The organism is Acetivibrio straminisolvens JCM 21531 (assembly GCF_000521465.1).
Lineage (GTDB): Bacteria > Bacillota > Clostridia > Acetivibrionales > Acetivibrionaceae > Hungateiclostridium > Hungateiclostridium straminisolvens.
The window spans coordinates 1-12,402 of sequence record NZ_BAVR01000086.1; the positions used below are offsets into that span (position 1 = coordinate 1).

At 40.3% G+C, this 12,402-nt stretch carries 10 protein-coding genes; all 10 read right to left on the reverse strand.

The genetic code is table 11. The annotated features are described in order from the left end of the window. Positions 1–18 precede the first annotated feature (18 nt). On the reverse strand, positions 19–3,738 hold the full coding sequence (locus JCM21531_RS22950; RefSeq protein ID WP_369347709.1) for a non-ribosomal peptide synthetase: 3,720 nt from the start codon (positions 3,736–3,738) through the stop codon (positions 19–21). Beyond that, complete coding sequence (locus JCM21531_RS22955) at positions 3,720–5,543, reverse strand: class I SAM-dependent methyltransferase (protein WP_054847145.1); 1,824 nt, start codon at positions 5,541–5,543, stop codon at positions 3,720–3,722. Before JCM21531_RS22955 ends, JCM21531_RS22950 begins: the two co-directional genes overlap by 19 nt. Positions 5,544–5,545: 2 nt before the next feature. Further along, positions 5,546–5,761, reverse strand: a complete 216-nt coding sequence (locus JCM21531_RS22960; protein ID WP_054847146.1) for a hypothetical protein — start codon at positions 5,759–5,761, stop codon at positions 5,546–5,548. Positions 5,762–5,848: 87 nt separating this feature from the next. Continuing rightward, positions 5,849–8,128: a condensation domain-containing protein gene (locus tag JCM21531_RS22965; RefSeq protein WP_243467826.1), complete on the reverse strand. Its 2,280-nt coding sequence runs from the start codon at positions 8,126–8,128 to the stop codon at positions 5,849–5,851. Positions 8,129–8,130: 2 nt separating this feature from the next. Continuing rightward, entirely contained in the window at positions 8,131–8,502 is a 372-nt protein-coding gene (locus tag JCM21531_RS22970) for a ketoacyl-synthetase C-terminal extension domain-containing protein (RefSeq protein WP_369347711.1), read from the reverse strand. Then, positions 8,493–9,044, reverse strand: coding sequence for a beta-ketoacyl synthase N-terminal-like domain-containing protein (locus JCM21531_RS24085; protein WP_279379098.1), 552 nt, complete (start codon positions 9,042–9,044; stop codon positions 8,493–8,495). The genes JCM21531_RS22970 and JCM21531_RS24085 overlap by 10 nt, the downstream gene beginning before the upstream one ends. Further along, positions 9,002–9,520: a beta-ketoacyl [acyl carrier protein] synthase domain-containing protein gene (locus JCM21531_RS24090; protein ID WP_279379099.1), complete on the reverse strand. Its 519-nt coding sequence runs from the start codon at positions 9,518–9,520 to the stop codon at positions 9,002–9,004. The genes JCM21531_RS24085 and JCM21531_RS24090 overlap by 43 nt, the downstream gene beginning before the upstream one ends. 122 nt (positions 9,521–9,642) lie before the next feature. Next, positions 9,643–10,467 carry a CPBP family intramembrane glutamic endopeptidase gene (locus JCM21531_RS15765; protein ID WP_038291264.1) on the reverse strand — a complete coding sequence of 275 codons (825 nt, stop codon included), beginning with the start codon at positions 10,465–10,467 and terminating at the stop codon, positions 9,643–9,645. Between the two features lie 25 nt (positions 10,468–10,492). Beyond that, positions 10,493–11,314, reverse strand: coding sequence for a CPBP family intramembrane glutamic endopeptidase (locus JCM21531_RS15770; protein WP_038291267.1), 822 nt, complete (start codon positions 11,312–11,314; stop codon positions 10,493–10,495). Positions 11,315–11,372: 58 nt separating this feature from the next. After that, positions 11,373–12,402: phosphopantetheine-binding protein (locus tag JCM21531_RS15775; protein ID WP_038291270.1), on the reverse strand; the 1,030-nt coding region annotated here is incomplete at its 5' end.

A 12,402-nucleotide genomic window follows, 5' to 3' on the forward strand; every position in this document is an offset into this window, starting at 1 on the left:
CAGGATTTAAATTTTTGTCTAAAATATACACTGCCGTATTGTCAACAGGCTTCCAATTACAGTATGTCGTCTGTAAAGCTCCAGCCGGCTAAAATCAATGCGCTCGGCTATTGCTCCTATAGTTGTTTCCGTAGGCCCATAATGATTGACAAAATCAGTGTCAGGATAAGCAGCATTAAAACGCTCAATATCCTTAATGTTTATTTCTTCTCCTCCCAACACCACAAGTCTCAACTTTTTAAGGGCATCAGTCTTTAGAAAGGCGTTGGAGTTTACCATCATATTAAACAATGACGGTGTTGATTTTATATAGGTTATCCCGTTCTCCTCCATATAAGGAAGCAGTATCTCCGGGTCGGAATAATCCTGTTTTGAAATCAAATGCAGCTCACTTCCGCAAATCAATGCAGAATACAAAGCAGTATAGGAAAGATCAAAGCACAGGGATGATACAATTACAGTCTTATCCTCCTTTTTTATACCAAACTTTCTTACAAACCAATTGCAATAATTTGAAAGACTGTGATTTTCAATCATTACGCCTTTGGGCTTTCCTGTGGTACCTGATGTATATATGACGTAGGCAAGGTCACCGGTCATACCTTTCTCCTGCAAGTTAGAGGTATCTTCCGAATAAACCTCTTCCCTTTCTAGGTCTATAACCTCACCCGCAAACAGGCTTCTATTCTCTTTGCAGCAAAGCAGTACTTCAGCTTCGCTGTCTGAAAGCATATATCTAATCCTTTCTTCCGGAAAATCCGGATCTACAGGCAGGTATGCCGCCCCTGCTTTTAAGGCCGCAAGAATGCCTATTATCATATAATGGTTCTGTCCTGTCAGAATTCCAACCACATCATTAGCTTTTATTCCTTTGTTTTTAAGTCTTCTTGCGAGACTATTTGCCTTTTCATTCAACTGCCCATAGGTAAGCCTTGTATCGCCGTACACAAGAGCTGTTTTATCTGGCGAAGCAGCTGCCTGCTCTTCAAACAACTGCACAACTGTCTTTATTGCGTCAAAGCCGTTCATTTCTTGATTAAATTCATATACCACCTGATTTTTCTCATCATCATCCATCAGGTTAATTTGGGAAAGAAGTATCTGGGGGCACTCAACAATGGTACGCAGTATGTTGGTATAATGGCGGGCAAACCTCTCTATTGTCTGTCTTTCAAAAAGCCGTGTTTTGAATTCCACCCCCATGCGTATCCTGTCTTTCCACTCCATAGCCTCCATTTTTATATCAAACTTTGATGTCTTATAGTCAATATCCAAAGATTTAAACCTCAAATCAGGGATTCTTAAATCACTGCTGCTTATATTCTGCATTACAAACATGGTGTCAAACAGCGGATTTCTGCTCAAATCCCTGGGTATTGCAATACTGTCCACCAGTTGTTCAAACTGGTAATCCTGGTTTTCAAAAGCTAAAAGGGTACTTTGCCTTACATCCGCAAGAAACTCCACAAAAGTCTTACTGTCCTTCGGATAGTTCCTTAAGGCAAGGGTATTTACAAAAAATCCAATTATTTTTTCCATATCCGGATGGTGTCTTCCGGCTATCGGAGAACCAACCACTATATCCTCCTGCCCCGTATACTTCGAAAGCAAAACATTATAAGCTGCCAACATAACCATATAAAGCGTTGTTCCGGTCTTTGCTGAAAGAGAATTAAGGCCTAATGTAAGCTCCCTGTCAAGCTCAAAATCAATTCTGTCGCCTTCGAAACTCTGTATTAGAGGTCTTGGATAATCAGTGGGCATGTCCAGTACAGGTATATTGCCGTCAAATACACTTTTCCAGTATTCACCTTGTTTTTTAACTTCCCCGTTTTTGAAAAGCTCATTCTGCCAAACCGCAAAGTCCTTGTACTGTATTTTAAGTTCAGGAAGTGACCTTCCTTCATAAAGGTATGCAAATTCCTCAATCAATATATTCATTGACATACCGTCCGAAATTATATGATGCATGTCAACCATCAAAACATGTCTTTTTTCTTCTGTACGAACCAGCCCAACCCTCATAAGAGGTGCTTTTTCCAAATCAAAGGGACGAACAAAGTCTTTAATAGCTTTATCTACTCCACTGCCTCCGATTTTCTCAATATACTCCGTTTCGCTTATATAATCTATATTGAGTTTCGCCTCAGGGTGAACTATCTGCACAACTTCTCCTTCAAAAACGCCAAAGGATGTTCTTAAGGATTCATGCCTTTCTATAAGCTTGTTGAAGGTTTCTTCCAGTCGTTGATAATCCAGATCCCCTTCTATTTCAACGGCTGCAGGCATGTTGTATCCCGTGCCTATTCCCTCGTACTGATTTATAATATAAAGCCTTTTTTGTGCGGAGGATGCGGCATAGTAGCCATGAGGCCAGTTTTCTTGGGCATTAGCCGGTTTTATAGAGGAATAAAGGCTCTGGCCGGCAGTTTTTATGCTGGCTGCAAGACCTCTAATGGTTCGGATTTCAAATACATCCTTAAGCTGAATCTCTGTGTTAAATGTTTTATGTATCTGGGTTACAAGAGCAGTCGCTTTTAAAGAGTGCCCCCCTAGTTCAAAGAAGTCATCGTCAATTCCTATCTTCTCAATTCCCAGTATCTCTTTCCATATATCTGCCAATTTTTCTTCAATCTCGTTTTGAGGCTCTACATAAAGGGTTTTAAGACTTTTCCTGCCCTCCGGGTCCGGCAGAGCTTTTATGTCAATCTTGCTGTTTGATGTAAGGGGCATGGCGTCAAGCTGCACAAAATATGACGGAATCATATAGTCCGGCAATCTCTTGGCCAGGAAATCCTTAAGCTTTGAAATTGACAATTCCTCATAGGCAGTATAATATGCGCAAAGGTATTTGTCTTCGTCCCCCCTTGCAACGACCACTGCTTCCTTTACCAGTCCGTGCTTTAGCAACTGATACTCTATTTCTCCGGTCTCTATGCGAAATCCCCGAATCTTAACCTGTTGGTCCTTTCTCCCTAAAAATTCGAGATTTCCATCCGGAAGCCACCGTGCCAAATCTCCAGACTTGTACATCCTTTCTCCCGGTAAAAAGGGGCTTTCGATAAATTTTTCCGCTGTAAGCTCCGGCATGTTCAAATAGCCCCTTGCCAAAGATATTCCGGCAATGCACAGCTCACCTTCAACACCAATCGGCTGAAGGTTATTGTTTTTATCAACCACATAGACTCTTATGTTGCTTGCAGGTCTTCCAATGGGAACGGAGCTTAATATTTCATATTCTCCGTCATACTTCCACATTGTTGCACACACTGTTGATTCTGTAGGTCCATATCCGTTTCTGTACTCAACTCTATCCTTCCACTTGCTGAAAAGCTCCACGCTTGTCGCTGAACCCGCAGTTATCAGTTTTTTCAAGGTAATTATCCTGTTCGGATCCAGATTGACAAGATAGGTGGGCGGCAGGGTTGCAAAGGTTATCCTGTTTTTATTTAAAAACTCCTCAAATTTACCGTAATTTCCAATTATATCCTCAGGCATAATATACAGGGTTGCCCCTGTCAAAAGACCGGTAAATATATCCCATACCGAAGCATCAAAAGAAATGCTGGCAAAGTGTATTACCCGATCCTCTTGATTTAGTTTAAGTACATTATCAAAAAATGACTTGAGATTTGCCACTCCCTTATGTTCCAACATTACTCCCTTGGGCCTTCCGGTTGTTCCCGAGGTATAGATAATGTAAGCAAGATTGTTGGGCCTTACACAGGATGAAGGCAGGTACTGTCAAAGCTTTCTATTGCCCGGTTGTCATACTGGTATTTATGTTTGGGTGAAGGCATCTTATGATTGATGTTTTTGTCAATTTGAAAAATAGCATCATATCGATACTTTGTAAGCTCATTTTCTATAGTGTGAATTTTAGTTGAAAAATCCACTTTTTCAATTTCTTTCATCTCAACCGTCAAGTCTTCAAAGAATTTCCTTGATACAAACAATTCTTCACTTACATCAGTCTTCGTGTCGTATTGGGGATTATTTTTCTTAAACTCAAGAAGAGAATCCAGAAGCTCATATTTTTTATCCTGGTCCATTATATCCCCGATAAACAGTATTCCCTTTTCACTCATAAGGTTTATGGCTTTTTTTATGACCTGACGCAAATAGTTGTGACCGCTGAAGGCCTGAATAACACTATTGATTATTACAATGTCAAAATCCTTCTCATCAATTTTATCTATATCATGGGCAGGAAGGCATTCTAATCGTATGTTCTTGTGATTCTCCTTTTCTGCCCTTTCCCTGTCTTTCTCAATAATGACACTAGATAGGTCGGTACCATAGTACATTCCCACATAAGGAGCTATACGGAACATACTTATACCCGAAGCACAGCCTATTTCCAACACCTTTGTATTGGAATTCAAATACGGTTTAAGCTTTAAAAAGATGTTTTCTGCATACTCAGCCATCTCTTCTTTTGAAAAGGCTTCACCGGTATAGCTGCTTGCCCATCCTCCTCCGGTTATTTCATCCACTGAGTTTTGGCCTATATATTCCCAAAGCTTTTTATCCATAAGTCCGCTTTCTTCCGCCTCATTTTCAGAGTAAATATCCTCCGAGTCGAGACACAGAAAAGCATCAAAACCCTCACATTCCCACTGGAGTTTATTGAGGATTTTTATATTTTTTGCAGTAGACAGAAGAAGACGAATTTTAGAATCATCTATCATTGTCTTTATGCGTTCTTCCGGAAGACTCGTGGCTATCGGCACATAAGCCCCTCCGGACTTCAATATGCCAAGGATGGCCACTATCTGCTCAATGCTGTTTTCAATAAAGATTCCCACCAGGGTATCCGGCTTTATATTGTGAGCTGCAATAAGATAGTTCGCAAGCTTGTTTGACTTATCTTCCAGCTCTCTATAGGTCATTTTCCGTTCATTATATACCAACGCAATATTATCCGGGGTTTTTGCCACCTGCTCGCTAAAAAGCTCATGTATTGTTTTATTTTCAGGATAATAAGCTTTGGTGTTGTTAAAATCAAACAATATCCTTCTCTTTTCTTCTTCCGTGGTTATGGAAAAATCCCCAAGTTTTTTATTTATATCCGAAACTGCCTGCGTAAATATATAAGCATAGCGTTCAAGTAATGCCCTAATTGACTCCTCACTAAACAGCGAGGCATTGTATTGCACACGTACACCAATCCCATTATCTTTTACTGCAACCGTAAAATCAAAATAGAAGTCCTGAGAGTTTACCACGTCTTCATAAGTTTCTCTCTTGTGAATACCCTCCATCATTAAAGCTACTCGGGTTGCTATAGCCGTTCCTCTATTTTCCTCCATATGCTCTATCAGCTTTTCCAGAGGAAAATGCTGGTTCTTAATTCCCTCGGACACTGTTTGCTTTACCCTCATAAGCAGTTCTTTAAAGGTAATGTTCTCCTCAAGCAAATCCCTAAGGAGTATATATTTGTTTGTCTTGTGCTCATCCTCATCCTTATAAAGCGGTGAGACCACAACAATGTCCTCCTGGCCGGTATACTTGTAGAGCAAAATTTTAAGTCCCGTCATCATTATTATATATAACAGGAGCTCTTGATTTTTGGCGAGAGCATCAATTTCCCGGAAAGCCCCTCATCAAAGGCAATTTCGCAGCTTTCCCTTTTATTTCTATATGTTCTTGCAAAATCAGGAGGAATTTTAATTTCACTTATTTCTCCCCCAAGTTTATTCTCCCAGTATTTTCTTGATTCCTCATACTCTCTGTACAGATTTAAAATATTATTACTCATATCCCGTTTCTCCCCCCTTAAACTTTTGTCCTTTCTCCAAAGCTATAAACTTATAAGCGTTTTATTCACATCATAGTTTTCAACCGATTAAATATCTCCAAAGTCTTCATCTATTAGCTTGCTTGAAATATCCTCTGCATTTTGAATTTTGCATATCATCCTGTTTTTTTCTTCACTGTCCAACAGCTCAATATCCCCAATTTGTATCTCTCTTTGGGATGTAACAATCTTAAGTATCTTTATATAATCCTTTGCCAAACGTTCTATTGTTTCGGGCCTAAACAGTTTTGTGCAATACTCAAATACAAGGGTTATTGTCTCTTCCTCTTCTGTAGCAAGAATTGTCAAATCGGATTTTGATATTTTTGATTCATCCCTTAAAGGTATAAATCTAAGTCCGTCAATCTCCATTTTAGGCATGTTCATGTTTTGAAGCACAAAGGCCACATCAAATATCGGGCTTCGTCCGGGTTTTACCTCGACATTGAGCTTTTCTACAAGCATTTCAAACTGATAGTCTTGATTTTCATAAGCCTCAAGTGCACATTGTTTTACTGTATAAAGGAAATCCAAAAAGGACTGGCCGGCCTTTACACAGTTTCTCATGGGCAAGGCATTTACAAACATGCCTATTATATTTTCAAGATCGGGATGGGGTCTGCCGGCAATCGGAGAACCCACAATAATATCCTCTTGGTTTGAGTGTTTTGAAAGAAGTATATTGTAAGCTGCCAGCAATACCATGTAAAGGGTGGTTCCCGTCTCCTTTGCGAGTCTATTCGCCTCGAAGGTAAGTTCCTTGTCAATCACAAAATCCAGCTTCTCCCCCTCAAAGCTTTTTACCTGAGGTCTAGGATAATCGTAAGGCATGTCCAGCAGCGGAATTTCTCCTTCAAACCTTTTCAGCCAATACTCCTCCTGCTTTTTAACGGTTTCCGAGTTAAGCATCCTATTCTGCCACTCGGAAAAATCCCTGTACTGTATTTTTAGCTCCGGGAGTATTTTTCCGTTGTATAAATCAATTATTTCTCTCACCAAAATTGCCATGGAAGTACCGTCGGAAATTATATGGTGCATATCGAACATCATCACATGCCTGTCATTTCTAAGCTCCGCAAGCCCAACCCTAAGAAGGGGAGCCTTCCCTAAGTCAAAGGGCTTTACAAAGCTCTCTATCATGCCTCTTATCGTTTCTTCTTCCCTTTGGCTTGTAACTTCCGGCTTTAGGTATTCCACCTCGAAATCTACATTATCTTTTATCACCTGGACTATTTCCCCGTTAATGGTCGTAAAGGATGTCCTTAACGTTTCATGCCTCTCTACAAGGGTCTTAAAGGCTTTTTCAAACCGAATCCTGTCCAAACTGCCTTCTATTATCATTGCCCCGGGCATGTTGTAGCAGGTATCTATTTCTTTTAGCTGTCCTAGTACAAACAGCCGTTTTTGTGCCGATGATGCGGGATAATATTCTCTTTTTTCCACCGGCTCTATATATGTAAAGCTCTTTTTACTTGAGACTTCTTTTCCATATTCCTTATCAAGGTAATCCGCAAGTTCCTCAATGGTTGTGTATTCGAGGACATCAGACGAACTTATAACAGCTCCAATTTCCTTACTCAGCATATTTGCTATGCCGGATGCAATTATGGAATCCCCACCCAGCTCGTAGAAATCTTCGCAAATATCTATTTCACTGTAACCTAAAGCTTCTGCCCAAATTTTTGCCGTAAGTATTTCCATATCGGTATATATTCCGCTCTCTCTTCCTTTTAGCAAAATACTTATTGCATTGTCATTCTTTTTGCCGCAATCGGTTTTTGCATCAGTACAAAAGTCTTTATTTTCTTTATCCTCCAAAGTTTCTTTCTCTTTTGGAGTCTTAACCGGATTTTCAGGTATTTCCAGCCAGCACCTTGTTCTTTCAAAGGGATATACCGGAATAGCTGCCTTTCTTCTTTTTTCACCTTTGTACATCTCTTCCCAGTCAAGGGAAGCTCCCTCTACATAAAGTTTCAATATTTCTTTTAGTAAAGCTTCATTTTTCTTTCCTTCCCGAGCAAACTGGCAAAGCATTTTTGCCGCAATTTGGCTGTTTTCACTGTTTTCTTCTCCTTTACACACTCCGTAAAAAAGCCAGTCTTCGGAAGTACTCGTTATATCCGAATCCCCTATTCTATTGATTTTGGCTTTAAAATCCTCTTTATCCTTAAGCATTAATGCAAGCCTGTATTCATAATGTCCTCTTCCCGTGGCAGCCGTATAACAAATATCCTCCAATAACTGCCCATCTTCTTCCTTAGCCATTTTTCCGTACCCTACAATCAACTTTTGTAAAGCCTCAAAGCTTCTTGCAGAAAGAGTCAGCACCTTTATACCTCATTCTGTCTCTCATCCTTCTCGGCATTTGCCGGAGGCTCTTCCAAAACAACATGGCAGTTGGTACCGCTAAGGCCAAAGGCACTCACACCGCATCTTCTCGGAAACCCTGCTGTATTCCAAGGTAACAGCACCTTGTTTATATATAAGGGTGAATCCTCAAAGTTTATATTTCTGTTGGGCTTTTCAAAATGAAGAATAGGAGGTATCTCTTTTTTGCCCAGAGCAAGCACAGCCCTTACCATGCTTGCTATTCCTGCTGCATTGTCCAAATGTCCTATATTTGTCTTTAGAGCTCCCACAGCACAAAACTGTTTTTTACCGGTGTATCTTCGAAATGCCTTTGTAATACCTTCTATTTCAATGGGATCTCCAAGCTTGGTACCGGTACGTGAGTTTCTATATAGGTTATGGTTTCAGGATCGATTCCTGCATCTTTCCATGCTTTGAGTATCACTCTCTCCTGAGCTGCGGCATTAGGAGCAGTAAGTCCTATGGATCTTCCGTCCTGATTTACCGCACTTCCCTTTATGACACCATAAATCCTGTCCCCGTCTCTTACAGCCCTGCTTAAAGGCTTTAGAAGAACAGCAGCCACCCCTTCTCCCATGCCGGTGCCGTCAGAACTGTCGTCAAAGGCTCTGGTTCTGCCGTCTTCTGACTCTATACCGAGTTTTTCATCCGTCTTTAGGGGCAACAGGCTAAGTTTCACACTCCCGGCTATAGCCATTTCGCAATCTCCGTTTCTTAGGCCCATACATGCCAGGTGCACGGCAACAAGGGACGATGAGCATGCTGTATCCACAATGATGCTGGGCCCTCTCAAATCCAGCATGTACGAAACCCTTCCCGCTATTATGGCAGCTATATTTCCCGGTATGGAAGCAACAGCCGACGATGGCTCCACCTCAGATACAAACTGTTTGTATTCAAGACCTGAGACATAGCAAGATAGACTCCCGTTTCAGTACCTTCAAGGCCTTTGCTGCCATATCCCGAGTCTTCTATTGCCTCCCATGCGGTCTCGAGAAACAACCTCTGGTTTGGGTCCATCAAGCTGGCCTCTTTCGGAGAGATGTTAAAGAATCTGCAATCAAATTTATCTACTTCATCAAGATAAGCTCCAACCCTGTATTTTACTGCGTTATTGCTGCCGTACTTGAAGTTTATATACCTGTCGGCATCCTGTCTTCTGCTTTCGGGAAACTCTTTTACGCAATCCAAACCGTTTCTCATGTTTTCCCAAAATTCATCAATATTATTAGCTTCAGGAAGCCTTACAGCCATCCCGATTATTGCTATGTCCTTTGAAGATATTTCTTCTATATCGCCAATACTTTGCCCCTCTGTTTTATCCAACTCAATCAAATTTATATCCAACATTAAGACCACCTTAAATTTCTTATTTTTGACTACATTATCTCTAAAGCATAGTTTATAACCATTTTGAACTATATTTTCTCTACCAAACTTGCATTCCGGGCCTATATAGGCCGTAAATCCTTTTAATTCAAAGCTTCAACGGTTTTCACGGTGCTTTGCTGATTTACAGAGTCCTTCCGAACAAAATATGCAAACGCAAGCATTCCCAACGCCCCCAGCAGCGATAAAAGTATTAATACGGCGTTCCCTGTACTTGCCAAAAGCTCCTTTATGCCCGTCCTTCTAAGTATGAAGAGGCTTAATATGCATGTATCCTGGACCAGTATGGAACCAAAAAGGGAACGGGTCCAGATGTATGGAAGCACATATATCATTGAACCTATTGCAGCATATGTCCCCAGAACCGGACTAAACTGCAGAATTCCGTATATTGCCGCCTGAATTACAATTGCAGCAACAAGGGGCATATTGTCTCTTAACTCATTGAAAATGATGCCTCTAAAAATTATTTCCTCAAACATGGGCAGAACCATAAGCATGACTACAAGCAGAGGAAGACTACCCTTTGTCTCAAAAAAGCCTTTCATATAGTCTTCAAATTGAGGAAATGTACTTCCAATAAAGCTTATGGAGGTAAAAGAAGTAGTAAATATACTCATCGAAATTCCCATCATAGTTATTCCAAAAACATCTTTTATCCCCATCTTTTCAAAGCCGCATACTTTAAACAGATTTTTGCCTCTCAGTTTGAAAATACCATAATATATGCAAATTGTAATTACAGAAATTGTAAAGCCGAATAATGTGCGGTTGTTCCAGAGAAAATCATTAAGAGTCTTGTTTAAGGAGCAGACATTAAAAACAAACCATTTAACTCCATTTATTATGGCATATAAAATTACCAGGTACAAAGCTATCCAACCTGCCATCTTTAAATATTTTTTCATATCCATTCCCCCTTTTTTATTAACACTATGCCGCAATAGCATTTTCACACAATGCTTTTTCAGCTTTGCAGCTTTTCGCCAAATAAACCGATGCCGCAAGCACAATTACGGAGCTTATTATTATCGAAGGTACAGCCGTATCAGCATTCAGTATAGAGTCTTGGGTCAGCATCAGAATATACATGCATCCTTGGCACGTTGCCTGCGCAATTACCGAAGCCCACAGGGATTTGACCCAAATGAACAACAATGCAAACAAAACAGCACCAAAAAATCCATAGAACACCAAAGGCAAATTTATACTAAAGAACATTAGACCGTACATAAGCCCCTGAAGCACTATTGCCAATGCAACAGGTAAATTCTCTTTAAACTCGTTGAAAATCAAGCCTCTAAACAGTATTTCTTTAAACACCGAACCTACTATCAGGAATAAGAGAAAAATCCCAAGACTTCCGCCGTCCACAAACATATATCTCATTATTCCTACCAAATCCGAATATTTCTCAGTGACAACGGGTAGTTTGATTACCGATGAGGTGAAAAATCCCGATGCTATTCCAATTACAGAAATAATCATTATGTTCTTTTTGCTGATTCTTTGCGTCAGTCTGACATGCTCCAAAAGATTTTTGCCTTTAAATTTCTTGAAAATAAAATAGAAAATGGCAAACTGAATCAAATCGCTTGTAACAGTCACTATAAGTGAGTTACTGTTGAGCCACGGCCCTATGTAAGGTTTGTTTAGTATATACCCTTTTCCGAAGGCAACCAGTGATTTGATTACTATAAAATACGTGCCTACATACAATAGTAAATTACATATCATTTTTAAGTATTTTTTCATATTTTTACCTCCCATATTTATTTTCATCCGGCCTATCAAGGCCAAAATTTTATACATGTTATTTGTCTTTTATGATGAATCCAACCACTTTCATATAACTGTTGACCAAATCCTTGATCTTTTCCCTTCTAAGTCTTGAGGCATCGTATTCACACACAACCGAGATATTGGCCTCTTTTTCGTCTATCTCAAAAACAATGTCAAAAATTCTTGTTAAGTCCCGCGGCCTTTTGATACTGTTCTTGCAATTGAAGAAAGGCAGTATTGAGAGAGCACCCTTCGCCGCTATCGCATCGTTACTTATATCCTCCAATGTGTAACCTTTTCCAATGTCTTGAAGCCTCTTTCTTTTTACCAGTCTTCCAAGCTGACCGAAATCATCAACCTCCTTCAAATCCACATTCATTGTAATTATCCTGCCGCTGTCATCAAGCATTGCATAAACTGTGACCTCCTGCTTTTTGGCAGTGCCGGCAAGAAGATATATATATGCCGAAAGCAGAATGTCTATCTCATCCACATCTTCTTTTCCTGCGACAACCCGCAATTTTTCCGCTATTTCGGTCTTTATATCAAACTTAAAAGCAGAACCGAAATCCCTGTTGCCGCCCCGGTTAAAGTACTCTTCCGGAAGCTCAAAGAATATCAATTTTACTCGTTCTTCGTTTATGTTTTCTTTTCTTTCAATAAACTCTGCCAGCTTTGACACGGTAGGGTAGGAGAAAATATCCGTAATGCTGACCTTACCGGGGTATAATGCGTCCAGCTTTGAATGCATTCGGATCAATAACAGTGAGTTACCCCCCAGGTCAAAGAAGTTGTCGTTGACTCCTACTTTTTCACATCTTAATACCTCCTGCCAAATTTGAGCCAGTTTCTTTTCAATTAAACTCGTCGGCTCCACGTATTCTGCTCCGGTGTTTATACTGCCCGAAGGTATGGGAAGTGCCTTTCTGTCAATTTTTCCGTTGGGTGACAGAGGCATTTTATCAAGCCTTATGAAGTAAGACGGAACCATGTATTCCGGAAGACTTTTCGTTAAATGCTCCCTAAGCTCTGAAGGAGCAATTTCCCGGTCCCCTGTGATG